The sequence below is a fragment of the Bacteroides sp. f07 genome, from assembly GCF_042854785.1.
Classification (GTDB): Bacteria; Bacteroidota; Bacteroidia; order Bacteroidales; family Bacteroidaceae; genus Bacteroides.
Genome location: NZ_BAABXI010000003.1, coordinates 666,376 through 686,442, shown reverse-complemented (window position 1 = coordinate 686,442; position 20,067 = coordinate 666,376). Strand labels below are relative to the sequence as shown.

The following is a 20,067-nucleotide window of genomic DNA, read 5'->3' as shown; positions in this document are numbered from 1 at the left end:
CATAAGAACTTATTATCAACCAATTTATAATGCCTTCATAGCAAGGTAGAGGAGGCTTATACGCCTTTTCGTAAAGAGAAGCTATGCTTTTTAATACCATTGGAAAATATGAAAAGATACACTTTGTTACGCACATTTATGCTTTTTATAGCAGCTCTGATACTCTGTGGATGGTCTTCGGCACATACACAAGTATCTACAATTAAAGGACTAAAAGCGCCTGAACAAACAGTATGTTTTGAGCCTGATACTACTTCTGTACTCAAAAATCCCCTTACGGGTTGGGTAATGTACCTGGGACGTGCATGGGATGAAAACTTTTGGCAGACCCAACGCTATGATGCTATGCCCGTAAATGGTGGGGATTCCACTGTTCGTGTGAGCGATTACACCGGTACATGTTACGTTCGCATCAATTGGAATATGCTTGAGAGTAAAGAGGGGAAGTATGTATGGAACGATCCCGACTCACGTATCTATAAATTGCTCGCTTCGGTGCGTGAACGTGGCATGCGTTTGGCTTTCCGCATCAATGTAGATAGTCGTGATCAGGGACAGAACACACCTCTTTATGTAAAGGAGGCCGGTGCAAAAGGTTTCCAAGACCCCAATAATCCTCAAGTATGGTCGCCTTATCCGGATGATGCCGTGTTCCAGCAAAAATACGAGAAATTCCTTCAAGCTTTTGCCGCTGCCTTTGACGATCCTGATAAGGTGGATTTTATTGATGCCTATGGACTTGGTAAGTGGGGTGAAGCACACGGTGTGAAATATAATAACTACTCAAATAAAGAAGAAGTCTTTGAGTGGATTACCGATGCCTATGCAAAAGCCTTCAAACGTGTGCCATTGGTGATAAACTACCATCGTTTGGTCGGAGATACCATCAGTTGGGCAGAACCACACCCTGATAGTAAAAGATTGCTCGAAAGGGCCATTGCCAAAGGATACACTATTCGTCACGATGCTTTTGGGATGACTGGTTATTACGAACAGTGGGAAAAAGATTTTGCCCGTGCTTACCGCTTTCGCTTGCCCATCATTATGGAGGGAGGGTGGATTACCGGAGCACATCATCGTTACTGGATTGATCCCAGCGGCAAGTATCGTGAAGGTCATTCGGAGGATGTGCGCTTGGGCGAGTACGAAGAGAGCCGTAACGCCCATGTCAATATGATGGATCTTCGCATAGGCGATGAAGTTGCCTCATGGTTTAATACCTCTTTCGATTTGGTGAAGCGTTTCGAACGTGAGGGAGGATATCGGCTCTATCCTACTAAGGTCAGTTTCGTAAATAAAGCCCGTTCAGGCGAGCAGGTGAGCGTACAGCACAATTGGCGTAATCTGGGTTGGGGATACTGTCCTACCAACATTCCCCAGTGGAAAGGAAAATATAAAGTATGCATCGCTTTGATGGATACTCATCATAACATTGTAAAAAAACAGCTTGTAGATGAGGCCGACCTCTCAACTTGGGTGCAAGGTCACGATGGTCATTATACTACCACTGTCAAATTGGATGGACTTCAAAAGGGAAGTTACACTTGGCTTATCGGTCTGGTTGATACAACCAAAGCATGTCAGCCGGGCTTGAAAATGGCGGTCGACAAGAATCTTCTGTTTGAGGGATGGTGCAAAGTCGGCAAACTTAAAATCAACAAGTAACCGGCAGATTACTCATAAATCGTTATGCAATAAATATTAATTATTAATCTTATATTATGAATCGAAAAACAATCACAACTACGGTGACAAGCTTGGCAAAAGCTTTCTGCCTGGCTGGGCTACTGTCTGTACCTGCTTATTCCGGCGCGTCGACTGTTTCGTTCGAAAAGGTAAATGGGATGTATATCCTTAAAGCCGAAGATTCGACAGTGAAACAAGTGTTCGACTACATTGAGAAACATAGCCAATATGTTTTTGTTTATGACCAACCTGTGAAAGATCGTCTCAACAACAAAGTAAACATCGAACTGCAAGGAAAGTCGATTGATGCTATTTTGACGGAAGTATGCCGGCTGGCCGATTTGAAATATCACATTCAGAACCGTCAGGTAACTATCACTGTCAATCCTTCTAAAAGGGTTACCACTCAGGTGAAAAAAGCGAAGCGTATCTCGGGACAGGTAGTTGATGCTACCGATCTTCCGATGATTGGTGCTACAATTCGCGTGAAAGGTAGTGAAGCAGCTACCATTACCGACCTTGACGGTAAGTTTCAGATAGATGTTCCTGAGGGTAGCGAACTGCTCATCAGCTATGTTGGGTATAATGACAAAACCGTGCGGATAGACAGCAAGAACATGTATGCTGTTGTTATGGAAGAAGCCAGTAAAGCACTTAATGAAGTAGTGGTTATCGGTTACGGTACGGTAAAGAAGAAAGACCTCACCGGTGCGGTGGCAGCCGTGAAAGGGGAAGAGTTGGTGAACAAACGCACAGCTATGCTTTCCAATGCCCTGCAAGGATCACTTTCGGGAGTGATGGTGACGCGTGATAACTCGGCTCCCGGTTCTGGTGCCGCTTCTATCCGTGTGCGTGGTATTACTACTATGGGTGAATCGAGTCCATTGATAATTGTAGACGGTGTACAAAGCTCGCTTGATTATGTGAACTCTAATGATGTCGAGAGTATCTCGGTACTGAAAGATGCTGCGGCAGCCAGTATTTATGGTTCGAAAGCTGCTGCCGGTGTTATCTTGGTTACTACCAAGCGCGGTAACGATAGCGGTAAAATCAACTTGAAGTACAATGCTGAATTTGGTTGGGAAATCCCTACCAAACAACCCAACATGGTAGGAGTTACCCGTTACTTGGAGATGAGCAACGAGTTGAAGTATAATGATAATCCTACCGGCGGTTTTTTTCAGGAATACACGGCCGACCAAACAAAGAATTGGGTAAAGTATAATGCTACCGATCCCAACAACTATCCCATTACCGACTGGACTGACTTGATTTTGAAGTCGAGTGCTCCCCGCATGACTCACACTCTCTCCGTATCGGGCGGTAATAAAGCGGTAAAGTCGGTAGCTACTCTTTCGTATGACGAGGTGGACGGACTTTACGATGGCCGTGGATTCCAACGTTATATGTTTCGTTCGAACAACGACTTTAATATCAACGACAAACTTAGTGCCCAAATAGACGTGAATATCCGTCATGCTAAGAGTAGTACTAAAAATTATGATCCTTTCGATACCATGCGTAAGATGCCTGCTATCTACCCCGCTACTTGGGATGATGGTCGTCTGGCTTCAGGTAAGAGTGGCGCGAATCCCTACGGACTGCTTGTTGCCGGTGGTAACTCAGTGGCTCACAGTACCCAGGTGGCAGGTAAAGGTTCGCTGACTTTCAAGCCCATCAAGGGATTAAGCATCTCAGGTATCGTATCTCCTTTTATCAATTATCAAAAGAAGAAAGCGTTTAAAAACTCATGCGGATATACCCTCGCCGATGACCCCGAAACTTTTGGCGGTTATTTCGACTCCGGTAGCACATGGACTACTAATTCGCTTGAGGAAACCCGTAAGGATAATTATCACGTCACCAGCCAGCTTATTGCTAATTATATGGGAACCTTTGGTAATCATAATCTTACAGTGATGGCAGGTTTTGAGAACTATTACATGAAGGACGAAGAACTGACTGCAGCCCGTGATAAATACGAACTTACCGGTTATCCTTACCTCAATATCGGTTCGGAAGATTTCCAGACCAATAGCGGTAAAGGTAATGAGTATACTTCTAATTCAGTTTTCGGCCGTGTTATCTATTCATACGCCGATCGTTACCTGTTTCAGGCCAATGTACGCCACGATGGTAGTTCGCGTTTTGCCAAAGGTTATCGTTGGGGTACCTTTCCTTCATTCTCGGCAGGTTGGGTAATGAGCGAAGAAAAATTCATGAAGAACCTCAATTGGGACTGGCTTTCATTCTTGAAGTTGCGTGGTTCGTGGGGTATGTTGGGTAACGAACGTATCGGTGACAACTATTTCCCCTATATTGCTTTGATGAGCTTTGGTAATTCATTATTTTATATGGCCGACGGAAGTGTTGTTTCTGATAAGACAGCCCGCCCTGCTGTGTTGGCTGTAGAAGATATTACTTGGGAAACCACTACCAGTACCGACATCGGTTTGGATGCCAACTTCTTCAACAACCGTCTACAGTTCCACTTTGACTATTATTGGAAGCAGACTAAGGACATGTTGCTGAATATCGAAATACCTTACTTCATGGGATACAACAATCCCAGTACAAATGCGGGTAAGATGTCTACTCATGGTTATGATATCGAACTGGCATGGAACGACCGGATAGGAGACTTCAAGTATGGTGTGAATGTGAATTTCTCTGACTTCCTCTCAAAAATTGATTATATGAATGATGGCGAGCAAATCAGCGGTGGTAAGATTAAGCGTGCCGGTGTTCTTTTCAATGAATATTATGGTTATGTGTGCGATGGCATCTATCAGACTCAGGAAGAAGTGAACAATTCGGCCCGTACAAGTACTACCGTAACGGTGGGTGACTTGAAATATCGTGATATCAGTGGTCCTGATGGTGTACCCGATGGTATCATCAGCCCTGAGTACGACCGTGTCCCCTTGGGTAACTCACTTCCTCGTTTTCAGTATGGCGGTACATTCAATGCTTCCTACAAAGGGATTGACTTCAGCATTGCTTTCCAAGGTATCGGCAAACAGAATTCGTACCTTTCTACTGCTATGGTACAACCTTTGCGTGATAACTATGGTAACGTGCCGTCAATTCTCGAAGGTAAATATTGGAGTCCCTTCAATACTGCTGAAGAGAATTTGTCAGCCAAATATCCCCGGCTTTCGAACGTATCGAAGAGCAATAACTACGCCACATCTAGCTTTTGGATGTTCAACGGTTCATATTTTCGTTTGAAAAATCTCACATTGGGTTATACCCTGCCTGAAACTTGGACGCAAAAGGCTGGTATAAATCGTGTCCGCTTCTATGTGAGCGGTAGTGACCTTTTCTGTTTGAGTAATTTCCCCGATGGTTGGGATCCTGAAATGAACTACAAAGCTTATCCGATTACCACTTCTTTAGTAATGGGTCTGCAAGTTAACTTTTAAATAAATAGGAGTAGAATATGAAAACAAAGATATTATTATTAGCCGGAATGTGCCTGGGGCTTGCTGCTTGTGAGAGTATGGACCTGGTACCCAGATCACAAGGTAATACCGAGTCATGGTACACAACTGAAACAGAATTGCGCCTGGCTTCCAATGACTTTTACATCTTGGGCTATTGGCAGGAACCTCTTAGTTCGTCCGAACAATGGTCGGACAACACCACCTATCGTCAGACGAACCGTAATCCGGGAAGCGGTGGAACCATACTTGATGGAACTATGAACGGTCAGCAGTACGAAGTATATGCTTTGTGGCAACAATCATTCAAACTCATTGCCCGCGCCAACACAATGCTTGAGAATATGCATAAGGCAAAGGGCTCTGTGACTCAGGAAGTGTACGACCGCTATGCCGGTGAGGCTTACTTCTGCCGTGCCTGCAAGTATGCCGAACTGATTTTCTTCTATGGTGACGTGCCCTATCAAGAGGAGACTATTACTATTTCCGAAGCTTTGCAGCGTGGTCGCAGGCCTAAAGCGGAAGTGATTCCTTTGGTGTACGCTGATTTCGATAAAGCCATTGCCGGTTTGCCCGAAAGCTATGGACAGGGTGAGAATATACATGCCACCAAGGGTGCGGCGCTGGCTATGAAAGCACGTTTTGCCCTCTATATCGGTGACTATGAAATAGCTGCTCAAGCTGCCAAAGCTTGTATGGATCTCAAACTTTATTCTTTGGAGCCCGACTATGCCAAGCTTTTCAAGCAGAGTACCAAACTGAACGATGAGAAAGTGTTTGTGATACCTCGTTCCATTGAAAACGAAGTGATGCTCGATTCTTGGATTGTGAAGAACGGTCTTCCCCGTAATGCTGGGGGATATGGTTCGTATAATCCTTCATGGGATCTTCTGGCTGCGTATCTCTGTACTGACGGACTGCCTATTGACGAGTCTCCGCTGTTCGATCCCCGCAACCCTTTCAAGAACCGTGACCCGCGTTGTACAATGACTATCGTTGAGTTCAACACCGAGCACTGCGGTTTCGAATATGACCCTAGTCCTGCGGCCAAAACCGTGATGAACTATACTACGGGCAAGACACAGAGCAATCAAGATACCCGTATCGTAAATCAATATAGCTCATATACGGGCTTGTTGTGGAAAAAAGGTATTGATGCTTCCTGGACAGTAGACCAAAAGGTAGAGCAAGACTACATTGTAATACGCTATGCCGATGTACTGTTGATTTATGCCGAAGCCATGATAGAACTGAACCGGATTGACGACAGTGTGCTGAAAGCCATCAATATGGTACGTGCCCGCGCTTATGGTGTGAATGTGACAGCAACAGACAGTTATCCTGCCGTGACTACTACCGACCAGACAGAGTTACGCCGTGCCCTGCGTATAGAGCGCCGCATGGAGTTTGCCATGGAGAACCAACGCCTGCAAGACTTGATGCGTTGGAAATTGGCGGGGAAAGCATTGAACGGTTACAACTATATCATGCTAATCAACCCTACGGAACTGCTGAATAATGTAGTGAACAAGAACCTCTGGTTCTGGGGAATGACCCCGCAAATCGACGAAGACGGTCTGGCTGATTTTTCAGCTCTCTTCAATGCCGGTTATTGTTCGCAGGGTGCTAAACGCATTTTTCCCGAACGCGAATACTTGTGGCCGCTGCCTACACATGATGTGGAATTGTGTCCCAACTTATTGCCCAACAATCCGGGTTATTAATCCTATAAACTATTACGAACATGAAAACAATGCATTTATATAGAAGCCTTGGTGTGGTGGCTGTGGGAATGATGAGCATGCTTGCCACCTCGTGTGAAGAGGATATAGACAATACTGCCTCACGCAATCAGTCGGAGATTGAGCTGGCTCCTTCGGGTGAATATATCAAGCTTGATGAGAGCAAACCCAACGAAACGGCTGTCACTCTGAAGTGGAGTACCGCTCACGATTTTGGTGAAGATTATATTACGACTTATAAATACGAGATGCAGCTCATCGGTAGTGAGGCTACGAATATCAAGGAGTTTGACGATGATGGAGAATTCCTTCGCTCTTACACCAACGAGGAGATGCAGAAAATACTGGTCGACCATTTCGGACTTACCACCAGTACTATTGGCGAAGTACTGTTTACTGTAACAGCCAATTTTGAAGGTCCCCGTCTGATGGTGCCTGATATTGCTACGGCTACATTAAAGATAAAAACGTATGGGCCTAAACAGTACAAAGCCGATAATCTCTATGTGGGAGGTTCCGCTGTGGGCGAAGACAATATAAAATTGACGTTGAAAGACGAGATAAACAAGATTTATAGCTACGAAGGTGCTTTGGCTGCCGGTAAGATTAACTTTCCTGTTGATTATGCCGACGAGTTGAATGCCATTGGTCCGGAAATTGCCGATGCTCCTATAACCACTGGCGAAATGACAGGTGTTATATCCGACCGTGCCGAAGCTAATTCGTGGGTGATTCCGTCGGCAGCTACCTATCGCATCACTGTGAATATGAGTAAACGGACTGTGAAGATAGTAGAAGCCGGTGCGGTAGTTGAGGCTGAGCAAATGTTCCTGGCGGGTACTGCTGTAGGTGAAGAGCAAATTGAGATTGCTCAAACTCTCGAAAATGATCAACTTTATGCTTGGCGCGGTGAATTGAAAGCCGGTAGCCTTTATATACCGCTCACTTTCGAGGGCGAACAATCGATGGCTATTGTGCCGGAAGTGGCTGATAATCATGATATAGAGGATGGCCAATTGGCAACATTTGGACAAGCCCTCATCGGCAAAGTGGATAGACAGTATTGGACGATTCCAGCCGATGGCACTTATCGTATTGTATTGAATAAGGAGGAGAAGACCATTACTATCTATTCGGCTGCTACTGATTTGAAACCGCTCACCGTATCGTTCAATAATACCGAACTGGGGATAAACCCATGGAGCCAGGAAGTCAATGTATTGCATATGTATGGTGGTTTCAACGGCTTTGCTTATGATGCGGGTACTGACGAAGAAACAGGCAAAAGCCTCAAATACTGTCAAGTGAAGTATAATCTTATTCAGAGTGTTGCCAATCCGAAAGTCTTTGTTTATAAAGGTGATGTATTGCCTCGTAATGAATATAAAGATAACTATGGGAAGATAAATAGAGGTTGGGTGAACTTCAGTACTTTACGATATGCTAATAACGGATGGTTTGTTGGATCTACAGCTGACGCTAAACGTAATGATCACAATGGATATACTGAAGTAATAGCAGGTAAGGTAGAAAAGGCTGTAACAGGTCAAGCTGATAACCGCTATGCTTACTTCCTCATCCCCGAAGGCTGTAACTATGTGGTAGTGGATATAGAGAATAACACTGTACTCTTTGATATTAAATAAATCCAAAATGACAGAATAAGAGGTGAGGTATCAATCACTTCACTTCTTATTCTACCTTTAAACAATAATAATTAAGACATATATTCTTATGAACAGAATAATAAAAAACAGCATAAAGACTCTGTCGATGTGCTTGCTGGCCACCACGGCTTTCATAGCTACTGCTTGTTCAGACGATGATGACCTTGCAACCGACTATAGTTGGAATATTGAAGGTAACACCACCGTCAGCATTAAGCCCGAACGCTATAAACTGTTGCGTAACCCTATGAGCGGATGGGTTATCTACTCAGGTATTGGAAGTGGTATGATGATGGATTTCTGGGAACTCTACGACAATTTCGAGTCGTCCGAAGGTATCGTGAAAGTATCCGACTATGGTAATACCCTCTATGTACGTGGTCTTTGGAGTCATTTCAACCCTGAAAGGGGTAAATATGTATGGGACGAAACTCTGCAGACCGAGCCGGCGAAACGTTTCCAGATGTTGGTGAAAGGAGCCAAAGAACGCAACTTGAAGCTTGCCTTCACCTTTGTGTGCGACAGCCGCGACAAGCATGAAAATGCCTGTCCTGAGTATGTAAAAGAAGCCGGCGCCGAAGGATTCACCACTACTACCGGCAGTGTAGATGTATGGACGCCTTATCCTGACGACCCCATCTTTCAGAAAGAGTATGAAGCATTCCTCACTGCTTTTGCTGCCAAATACAATGACCCTGACGTCACTCAATTTGTGAGTGGTTTTGGATTGGGCAAATGGGGGGAAACTCACACACTGAAATACTCTACAGGCGATGAAGCTCCCAGACAAGCAGTGTTTGAATGGATTACCGACGTAATGTCCCGTCTTTTCACCAAAGTGCCTATCATGATCAACTATCACCGCTGTTTGCTTGCTACCAAAGAGTTTAGCGATGTCGATACCGATGTAGCCGCCGATATGGTGAAACGTGCCGTAGCCAAAGGTTTCTGCCTGCGTCACGATGCTTTCGGCATGAAGCAATATTATAAAGACTGGGAGCGTGGCATTACCACGACCTATCATGGCATCGTACCCATTACTATGGAAGGCGGTTGGGTGGAATCATCGCATGGCGGTTCTATTGCCGGTGACGGTTATAAGAATTTTGCCGAAGTGCGCCAAGGAGAATATGATGAGGCCAAAGGTGGTTATGTCAATATGATGGACCTTCGCTTTGATACCAACGTGAATACCGGTGAAACACACTCCTGGTTCAATACTGCTTTTCATCTGGTAAAGGAGTTTATAGCCGAAGGTGGTTACCGTCTTTATCCCGACCGTTTATCTATTCCTATTACGGCCCGTAGCGGCAGCAACGTAGCATTGACTCACCGTTGGTCGAACTTGGGTTGGGGGTACTGCCCTGCCAATCTGCCGCAATATGGTGGTAAATACAAATTGGCTATCGCCCTGCTTGATAAGAACACGGAAGAACCCGCCCGCATCTATATAGAAGAGAAAGCGGATATTGCTACCTGGATGAGCGGAAAGCCCAAAACCTACACTAGCAACATCAAGCTCACCGATGTAGCCGCAGGTACTTACACTTGGGCGGTGGGAGTGGTCGATACCACCAAAGAGAACGCTATCGGTATCTTACTCTCAGCCCGCGATGAATATCAAACCGCCAAAGGTTGGGTAAAAGTGGGAGATATAACTATTCAATAATCTTAAAAACGCTGTGCTGTGATAAAAAAAATCTTACTGACATGCATAGCCGTAGCCTGTAGCCTTGTGGCTGTAGCCGGAGAACTGCTCATCGAAGCAGAAAGCTTCAGCCAGCGAGGCGGCTGGGTGCTCGACCAGCAGTTCATGGATCAAATGGGGTCTCCCTATCTCATGGCACATGGTATGGGTATCCCTGTGGCGGATGCTACGGCAGAAATCAACATTCCCCAAGCGGGCACTTACTACATATATGTCCGTACTTACAACTGGACTTCACCTTGGACCGATGCCGAAGGCCCCGGAAAGTTCCGCCTGGCCTTGGGTGGCAAATTGCTGAAAGCTATATTAGGACATACCGGCAATTCCTGGCAATGGCAGTCTGCTGGCAAGGTAGCATTGAAAGCAGGGATTACCACCCTTGCCCTGAAAGATCTCACAGGCTTTGATGGACGTTGCGATGCCATTTATCTTACGACCGATGAGGAAATGCAACCCGCTACATGGGGGGATGCAGAGACAGCCGCACTCCGTGCCCGCTTGCAGCAACAAACAACAGCCACCCGTCAATACGATTTTGTAGTAGTAGGAGGGGGAATAGCCGGTATGTGTGCCGCCGCATCGGCTGCCCGATTAGGCTGCAAGGTGGCGTTAGTGAATGATCGTCCTGTGCTGGGTGGTAATAACTCGTCGGAAGTACGTGTACATTTGGGGGGAATCATCGAGATGGGGCCTAACCGGGGATTAGGTCGCATGATACGTGAGTTCGGTCATGAACGTTCCGGCAACGCCCAACCGGGAGATTACTACGAAGACCAGAAAAAAGAGGACTTTATAGCTGCCGAGAAAAACATCACCCTCTATGCTTCTCAGCGTGCAATAGCCGTGAAGATGCAAGGAGACCGCATTGCGTCGGTCACTATCCAGCATATCGAGACGGGAGAACAAACCGAACTTGCCGCCCCTCTCTTTAGCGACTGTACGGGTGATGCTACCATAGGTTACTTGGCTGGCGCCGATTGGAATATGGGACGTGAAGGCCGCGATGAGTATGGTGAAAGCCTTGCTCCCGAACAACCCGACTCGATGGTGATGGGTGCCTCGATACAATGGTATAGTAAGGATATGAAGAAGAAGACCTCATTCCCTCACTTTGAATATGGCGTGCGCTTTGACGCTGAAAATTGTGAGCCTGTAACCATGGGCGAGTGGAAATGGGAAACAGGTATGAACCGCAATCAAGTCAGCGAGGCTGAACGTGTACGCGACTATGGGCTTTTGGTGATATATTCCAATTGGAGCTATTTGAAGAATCACTATAAAGGCCATAAGAAGTACGCCAACCGTTCTCTCGACTGGGTGGCATATGTCTCAGGCAAGCGCGAATCACGCCGTCTCTTGGGCGACTACGTGCTGTCACAGGACGATATAGACAAGAATGTGGCGCACGAGGATGCTTCGTTTACCACAACCTGGAGCATCGACCTTCACTTCCCCGACAGCGTGAACAGTGTCCGCTTTCCCGGCAATGAATTCAAGTCGGCTACGGTGCATCGTTGGATTCATCCTTATGCCGTTCCCTATCGCTGTCTCTATTCGCGCAATGTGGACAACCTCTTTATGGCAGGCCGTAATATGAGTTGCACCCATGTAGCCTTGGGTACGGTACGTGTGATGCGTACTACCGGCATGATGGGTGAAGTAGTAGGTATGGCAGCCGGACTCTGCCACAAGCATAGTGTAGAGCCACGCGACATTTATCATCATTATCTACCCGAACTGAAGCAACTTATGCAGGCAGGTTTGGGCAAACGTGATGTGCCCGATAACCAACGCTTCAACGAACCTAACGAATTGTTGGAAGTTCCGGGAGCTTACATCAAACCGTAGACAAACTATGAGCAAAAAAAATATTATCACGATATTTCTATCGGCAATATGTACCTTGCCGCTTTGGGGAGAACAACAGTATTACGCTTTTTTGAAAGGTGACACACTACGTATGGGCAATAACTATATGGAGCGCACCATGCTGTGGAATAACGGTGCGCCTGTTACTATCAGCCTTACTGACAAGCAACACGGAAAAACCATTCCGGCACAGGGCAAACAACCCGATTTCTCGATAGTGAAAGGTATCCCTGTGGATGCTTCGTTCACCGTGAACGAGATACCGACAAACGGCATCCACGCCAGTTATCTGCAGGCTACCGTGGCTTGTACTATCGGTTCGCTGAATATAGAGCGTCGCTATCGCATTTACGCAGACTGTCCCGCCATTGCTTGCGATACCTATCTGAAAGGGCAAGTGGAACTTTATCAGAATAAGGAAGATAACCGCTCTAACGCCGACCGCAAAAATATAGAGCACACGGCCGATATGGCTACGGGGGTGAAAACTCCCACGCTCGACAGGCTGCAACTATCCGGCAATCATTGGAGTGCCCGCACAATAGAGTTTTTCGACTACACCGATTGGAACGACAATCTGGTGACCGGGCGTACTTGGCTTCCTTATCGTCGCAACGCTTATCGTGGTAATTTGCTTTTTGCTCATGATGTGGTTACCCGGCAGGGCTTCTTTTTCCTGAAAGAGGCTCCCAGCAGTAGTACTCAATTACATTATCCGGGTTCTGACTTTGTGGCGGACTTTAGCGATTTTATGGTAGTGGGGCTGGGTATTGCGTCTGATGATGTAAAGTCGGATAGCTGGACTCGCGTTTATGGATGCGTTACCGGCATCTATACCGGCGGTGAGCAAGAAGCGCTTACTGCCTTGCGTCTTTATCAGAAACAACTGCGCCACCACACCGCCGTGCAGGATGAGATGATTATGCTCAATACCTGGGGCGACCGTAGTCAGGATGCCAAAATAGATGAGGCTTTCTGTCTGGATGAACTGGATCGTGCCGCACGTATGGGTATCACCCTCTTCCAATTGGATGACGGCTGGCAGAGCGGAAAAAGCCCTAACTCGAAGACAGCCGGAGGTAGTTTTAAGGATATATGGAAGAATGCCGGTTACTGGACACCCAACCCCACGAAATTTCCTCATGGGCTGAGACCTATTGTGGAGAAAGGGAAGAAATTGGGTATCCGCATCGGATTGTGGTTCAATCCTAGCATACAGAACGATTTTGCCGATTGGCAAAAAGATGCGCAAGCCATTGTCGGACTTTATAAGGAGTATGGCATCTGCTGTTTCAAGATAGATGGCTTACAGATACCTACCAAAACAGCCGAACGGAACCTACGTCAACTGTTTGATACCGTGTTGGAACAAACCAATCATGAAGTGATTTTCAATCTCGACGCTACTGCCGGCCGTCGCGGTGGGTATCACTATATGAACGAGTACGGCAACATCTTTCTGGAAAATCGCTATACCGATTGGGGTAATTACTATCCTTATCGTACCTTGCGCAACCTTTGGATGCTGTCCCGCTATGTACCGGCGGAGAAGATGCAGATAGAGTTCCTTAATAAATGGCGCAATGCTGATAAGTATGATGCTGCCGACCCTTTTGCTCCGGCCCGTTACAGTTTCGATTACCTCTTTGCCATCACCTTGGCGGCACAGCCGTTAGCTTGGATGGAGGCTTCGAACCTGCCCGAAGAGGCTTATGCTACGGCATCTCTGCTCAAGAAATACCAACCCTTGCAACTCCGGTTTCATCAAGGCGTCATACTGCCCGTTGGCGAGGAACCTTCGGGACGCTCGTGGACTGGATTCCAATCAACTGTTTCCGGTACGCAAGGTTATCTTGTTGTTTATCGCGAAGATAATGAGCAAACTGAAGGAACTATTGACACTTGGCTTCCTGAGGGTAAGAAGGTCACTTTTACCCCGGTGATGGGAAGTGGTAGCAAGTTTGCCGCTAAAGTTGGTGTGCGGGGCAAAGTAAGTTTTAAACTGAAAGGCAAGAACTCTTTCGCACTTTATCAATACGAAGTAAAACCATAAAAAGATTATTTATAATAACGGAACTATGATAAAAAGTGTACGCTCTCTTCTTCTGATATTATTTGTGTCCATGCAGTTGGCTGTATGGGCACAGCCGCAGGAGAGACTCATTCGGGTGCAGGTCACTCCCGACCACACCAATTGGTTGTATAAACCGGGAGAAAAAGTGAAATTCAAGGTGGTTGTACTGAAATGCAATGTTCCACAGGATAATCTTGAAGTGCGTTATGAGATTTCGGAAGACATGATGAAACCTCATCAGACAGGCAAACAGTCTTTGAAGAATGAAAAGCTCGAAATTAATGCAGGTACCATGAAAAAGGAAGGTTTCCTGCGTTGCCGTGCTTTTGTCAATTTTCAGGGGCGCGACTATGAAGGTGTGGCTACCGTCGGCTTTGACCCGGAGAAACTGCAACCGGTTACTCTGCTGCCCGCCGACTTTCTTGAATTTTGGAAGAACACCAAGGAAGCTGCTGAAAAGTGGGCGCTGGAACCCATCATGACCTTACTGCCGGAAAAATGTACGGACAAAGTGAATGTATATCATGTCTCGTTTGCCAACAACGACTATGCATCACGTATGTACGGCATCCTTTGTGTGCCGAAGGCTCCGGGGAAATATCCGGCCATTCTGAAGGTACCCGGTGCGGGTATCCGTGCCTATAACGGAGAAGCCGAACGTGCCGGAAAAGGTTTTATCATTCTGGAGATCGGTATCCATGGTATTCCGGTCAATCTCACGGGGGATGTCTATCATCGCCTTTATAACGGGGCTTTGAAGAATTACCACTCATTCAATATGGACAATCGGGATAAATATTATTACAAACGGGTCTATACTGGTTGTGTGAGAGCCATTGATTTCATTTATACACTTCCCGAATTCAATGGCAATCTGGCAACTTTCGGTGGAAGTCAGGGCGGAGCGCTTGCCATAGTGATTGCCGGACTCGATAATCGTGTCAAGGGATTGGTTTCTTACTATCCTGCCTTGTGTGATATGGCGGGTTACGCTCACGGTCGTGCAGGAGGTTGGCCGCATATGTTTAAGGATGAGAAGAACCGGACACCGGAAAAGATGAAAACCATTCAGTATTTTGATGTAGTCAACTTTGCCCGGCAGGTGAAGGTACCGGGGTTCTATACTTTCGGTTATAATGATATGGTCTGCCCGCCTACCACCACTTATTCCACTTATAACGTGATTCATGCTCCGAAAGAGCTGTTTGTAGCTGAGACGACCGCCCACTATGCCTATGCCGAACAATCGGGCGCAGCTTGGAACTGGGTGATGAATTTCCTGAAAAATGAATCGAAAAATGAATAAACTAGAGTCCGATGTCTTAAAGTAGACTCAATATGTTAATTCTATAAACTGATAGATAAATGAAAACAGCTAATAAATTAAGCCTATGTCTCTTGTTGCTGACCGTTTTTGCAGGAAGCGTTGCGGCGCAGGAGCTGATAACGAATGTATATGGTCGCGACATCCATTCGCTGAATGGTAAATGGAATGCCATCATCGACTTGTACGACCAGGGGCAACGGATGAAAATCTATGAGAACCAGCAGCCGGAGGGTAATACTGATTTTTACGAATACGCGTTTGAAGGCGGACTGCGTCTTAATGTACCGGGAGACTGGAATTCCCAGTCGCCCGAACTGAAATATTATGAAGGTACTGTATGGTATGCCCGTCACTTTGATGCCAAACGTCTGGCAGACAAACGCCAGTTCCTTTATTTCGGCGCTGTCAGCTATCGTTGCAAAGTCTATCTGAACGGAAAAGAGATAGCAGAGCATGAAGGCGGTTTCACCCCTTTTCAGGTGGAAGTGACAGACCTGTTGAAAGACGGTGACAACTTCCTGACGGTAGAAGTCAACAACCGCCGTACCAAAGACGCTATTCCCGCTATGGCATTTGACTGGTGGAACTATGGCGGTATCACAAGAGATGTGCTGCTGGTGAAAACTCCCCGGACATTTATAGAAGATTATTTCATCCAATTGGATAAAAACGCTCCCGACCGCATCATCGCCCGCGTGCGTCTTTCTGATAAAAAAGCAGGTGAGAAAGTAACAGTTGCCATCCCCGAACTCAAAATCAACGTGGAACTCACTACCGACGCAGAAGGAAAGGCGGAAACCGTATTGAATGCGAAGAAACTGCAACGTTGGTCGCCGGAAGAACCGAAACTCTATGGCGTGACTGTATCTTCGAGCACCGACCGTGTGGAAGAACAAATCGGCTTCCGCAATATCACCGTGAAAGGAACAGATATCTACCTGAACGGAAAGCCGACATTTATGTGCTGTATCTCTTTCCACGAAGAAATTCCGCAACGTATGGGGCGTGCTTTCTCGGAAGCCGATGCAGCCATGCTGCTGAACGAAGCGAAAGCGCTTGGCGTGAACATGATTCGCCTGGCACATTATCCGCAGAATGAGTACACGGTACGCCTGGCGGAAAAGATGGGCTTCCTTCTCTGGCAGGAGATTCCTATTTGGCAAGGCATTGACTTTACAGACAATGACACCCGTAAGAAAGCGCAGAAAATGCTCTCTGAAATGATTAAGCGCGACCAAAACCGCTGTGCGGTAGGTTATTGGGGGGTTGCCAATGAAACACAGCCTTCCAAAGAGCGGAACGAATTTCTTACTTCACTGCTTGAGACGGGAAAACAACTGGACACTACCCGCTTGTATGTTGCCGCTTTCGACCTCGTGCGCTTCAACAGTGAGAAGCGGCGTTTTGTAATGGAAGATTCTTTTACATCGCAACTGGACGTCGTAGCTATCAATAAATATATGGGGTGGTATCATCCGTGGCCTGTGGAACCGAAAGACGCTATATGGGAAGTCGTGACGGACAAACCGTTGATTATCTCGGAATTTGGTGGCGAAGCATTGTACGGTCAGTCCGGTGATGAGAACGTAGTCAGCTCTTGGAGTGAAGAATATCAGGCACGTCTGTATAGAGACAATATCCGTATGTTCGACAATATCCCGAACCTGCGTGGCGTATCGCCCTGGATTCTGTTCGACTTCCGCTCTCCGTTCCGTTTCCATCCCACCAATCAGGATGGCTGGAACCGCAAAGGACTCATATCCGACCAGGGTATGCGTAAGAAAGCGTGGTATCTGATGAGAGATTATTTTGCTAAAAAGAGAAACAATAATTAATAGTAGATGACTATGAAAACAATAAAATGGAACAATAGCTTCCTGTTGGCAGGATTATTATTTATAGTGTCACTATTCTCTGTCGGAGGAGTATTGGTATCCTGCTCCGAATCGGAAAAGATAGTGACGCAGATTGAAGAGAAAATCGTCTATGTAGACGGCAAATGGATGGTGGTAGCTTCCAAAGAAGTAACCGTTACCACAGGCGAAACAGTTACATTGAATGTGACGGTAGGCGGCGACGAGAATCTGAAACCGGAATATACTTGTACTTCCGAAAGCCCCAATATAGCTACCGCAGCGGTAGACGCAGACGGTAAGAATGTCACAATCACAGGTGTATCTGCCGGAAACACGTTCGTCACTATCGAATGTCCTACGGATACCAAACCGCTTGTTGCCACGATTCCCGTTACGGTGGAGCAAGGGGCAATCCGGATTCTTGCCATCGGCAACAGCTTCTCTCAAGACGCGGTGGAGCAATACCTGTATGAATTGGGCGCAGCCGTAGGACATGATTTTATTATTGGCAATATGTATATCGGCGGATGCGATTTAGACAGGCATCTGGCTAATTTCCAGTCGGATGCCGGAGCGTATGAATACCGCAAAGTGGTAAATGGCGAGAAAGTGGGGAAAAACAGCTATAAGTTATCTCAGGCATTGGCCGATGAAAACTGGGATTACATCAGCTTGCAACAGGCGAGCGGAAAATCCGGTAAGTACGGTACGTACACAGCGCTTGCTGATTTGATTGCCGGCATACAGGCGCGTTGCCCGCAGGCTAAATTGATGTGGCATCAGACTTGGGCATACGCTTCCAGTTCCACTCATGAAAGTTTTCCGGATTATGACAGCAATCAGATGACTATGTACAATGCTATTGTGTCCGCTGCCCGACAGGCGATGACGAATCATACGGCACTGAACCTGCTGATTCCTTCGGGCACTGCCATCCAGAATGCGCGTACCTCTTTCTTAGGTGATGCGTTCAATCGTGACGGCTATCATCTGGAGGTTACTTACGGCCGATATACCGCTGCCTGCACCTGGTTTGAGATGATTACGGGACAAAACGTTGTCGGCAACCCGTATGCTCCCGAAACGATTGACCCGCAGGTAGTCAAGATTGCACAAAATGCCGCTCATTACGCTGTGCAGAAACCCGATGAAGTGACCGATTTGGTTGACTTCAAGCAACCGGAACTATCTGATACCGAATTGAAAGCCCCCATCTATATTGATTTCGGCCCGACTTCACTCTCTGCCACTCCGTGGAATAATATAACCTCGCATCAGGAAAGTTCAACTACAAGCTGGATAAAAGATGCGGAAAACAATTATACGAATATTGGTGTCAGAGTGCTTGACGGATTTACCGCGACTTATGCCGGAGTCGGTTCCGAACCGGCCAGCTCGGTGACGGTGGATGACGTGGAGTTTCCGCTGACTGCATGGAAAGACGGTTTGTTAGTGGGAGGAGAGAAAAATAAGGGTGATGTAGGTCCGGGAAGAATAGAAATCTCTCAACTGGATGCAGCCCGGAAATATAATTTCACTATTTTAGCCATCCGTTTCAATGGAAGTAAAGACGCCCGCATCTCTTCTTATAAGTTGATAGGTAAAACGGAGAGTGCGGTTAAAGAAATGAAGACAGGTATCAAGGATGCTGCCTCGTTTGCGGCCGCAAACTTCGAGGAGTACATTGCCAAGTTTGAGAATATAGAACCGGATTCGGAGGGCAAGGTCATTGTCGAGGTGAAAGGTATTGATACCGGCAGTGCCGCCGAGGGGCATATCAATGCATTATGCATTAGTTTGGTGAAATAAGGGTTGATTTTTATCATATTGATTATAATGAAGCAATATAGAAATGTAGTGATTTGTATGTGTATACTGCTCCTTCTTGCCGGAGGAGTGTATGCGCAGCAAAAAACGGTCAGGATACTTGCTATCGGCAACAGCTTCTCGCAGGATGCCGTGGAGCAATATCTGCATGAACTGGCGGATGCCGAAGGCATTTCAACCATAATCGGCAATATGTTTATCGGCGGTTGTTCTCTGGAACGTCATGTGAAAAATGCCCGTGACAATGCACCTGCTTATGCCTACCGGAAAATCGGTACGGATGGAAAGAAACGGGAAAGGGGCAAGATGTCTTTGGAAGCGGTGTTGGCAGATGAAGACTGGGATTACGTCAGCCTGCAACAGGCAAGTCCTTTTTCGGGAATGTATGAGACGTATGAAGCCTCTCTGCCGGAACTTATAGAATATGTAAAAGCACGCCTTCCAAAGAAAACAAAGCTGATGCTACATCAGACCTGGGCGTATGCGTCTACTTCCAAGCATAGTGGATTCAAAAACTACAACTGCAATCAACTGACCATGTATCAGGCAATTACTGATGCGGTGAAGAAAGCGGCTAAGGTGAATAAGATAAAGATTGTCATCCCTTCGGGCACTGCTATACAGAACGCCCGTACCTCTTTCATCGGCGACCATCTGAACCGGGACGGACATCATCTGGATGTGAAGATAGGCCGTTATACCGCTGCCTGCACCTGGTTCGAATGTATCTTCAAACACAATGTAGTGGGGAATCCTTATGGTCCGGAAGGACTGGATGAAGCTCGGAAAGCTGTAGCCCAGAAAGCTGCCCATGCAGCAGTAAAGCGTCCGTATAAGATAACCGACCTGTCTATTACTAACTAACCGA

11 protein-coding genes are annotated in these 20,067 nt (G+C 46.6%); all 11 read left to right on the top strand.

All coding sequences use genetic code 11. From position 1 onward, the window contains the following. Positions 1–108 precede the first annotated feature (108 nt). The 11 genes from ACGHVY_RS22545 to ACGHVY_RS22495 all read left to right on the top strand — a co-directional run bounded on the left by ACGHVY_RS22545 (position 109) and on the right by ACGHVY_RS22495 (position 20,063). On the top strand, positions 109–1,665 hold the full coding sequence (locus ACGHVY_RS22545; RefSeq protein ID WP_390601721.1) for a DUF4832 domain-containing protein: 1,557 nt from the start codon (positions 109–111) through the stop codon (positions 1,663–1,665). A gap of 56 nt (positions 1,666–1,721) precedes the next feature. Next, positions 1,722–5,111, top strand: coding sequence for a TonB-dependent receptor (locus tag ACGHVY_RS22540; protein WP_308746928.1), 3,390 nt, complete (start codon positions 1,722–1,724; stop codon positions 5,109–5,111). 17 nt (positions 5,112–5,128) lie between these two features. Then, positions 5,129–6,853, top strand: coding sequence for a RagB/SusD family nutrient uptake outer membrane protein (locus ACGHVY_RS22535; protein ID WP_390601719.1), 1,725 nt, complete (start codon positions 5,129–5,131; stop codon positions 6,851–6,853). A 20-nt stretch (positions 6,854–6,873) separates the two neighbouring features. Next, a complete protein-coding gene (locus ACGHVY_RS22530) occupies positions 6,874–8,517 on the top strand; it encodes a SusE domain-containing protein (protein ID WP_390601717.1) in 1,644 nt (547 codons plus the stop codon). Between the two features lie 88 nt (positions 8,518–8,605). After that, the gene (locus ACGHVY_RS22525) at positions 8,606–10,207 is read left to right on the top strand and encodes a DUF4832 domain-containing protein (RefSeq protein WP_390601715.1); all 1,602 of its coding nucleotides are present in this window, start codon (positions 8,606–8,608) and stop codon (positions 10,205–10,207) included. Positions 10,208–10,228: 21 nt separating this feature from the next. Beyond that, on the top strand, positions 10,229–12,094 hold the full coding sequence (locus ACGHVY_RS22520) for an FAD-dependent oxidoreductase (protein WP_390602068.1): 1,866 nt from the start codon (positions 10,229–10,231) through the stop codon (positions 12,092–12,094). A 7-nt stretch (positions 12,095–12,101) separates the two neighbouring features. Beyond that, a complete protein-coding gene (locus tag ACGHVY_RS22515) occupies positions 12,102–14,168 on the top strand; it encodes an alpha-galactosidase (protein ID WP_390601713.1) in 2,067 nt (688 codons plus the stop codon). 25 nt (positions 14,169–14,193) lie between these two features. Next, positions 14,194–15,495, top strand: a complete 1,302-nt coding sequence (locus ACGHVY_RS22510) for an acetylxylan esterase (protein WP_390601712.1) — start codon at positions 14,194–14,196, stop codon at positions 15,493–15,495. A gap of 59 nt (positions 15,496–15,554) precedes the next feature. After that, positions 15,555–17,351: a glycoside hydrolase family 2 protein gene (locus ACGHVY_RS22505; protein WP_390601711.1), complete on the top strand. Its 1,797-nt coding sequence runs from the start codon at positions 15,555–15,557 to the stop codon at positions 17,349–17,351. 6 nt (positions 17,352–17,357) lie between these two features. Beyond that, positions 17,358–19,181 carry a DUF4886 domain-containing protein gene (locus tag ACGHVY_RS22500; RefSeq protein WP_390601710.1) on the top strand — a complete coding sequence of 608 codons (1,824 nt, stop codon included), beginning with the start codon at positions 17,358–17,360 and terminating at the stop codon, positions 19,179–19,181. A gap of 27 nt (positions 19,182–19,208) precedes the next feature. After that, entirely contained in the window at positions 19,209–20,063 is an 855-nt protein-coding gene (locus tag ACGHVY_RS22495; protein WP_390601708.1) for a DUF4886 domain-containing protein, read from the top strand. The last annotated feature ends 4 nt before the right edge of the window (positions 20,064–20,067 follow it).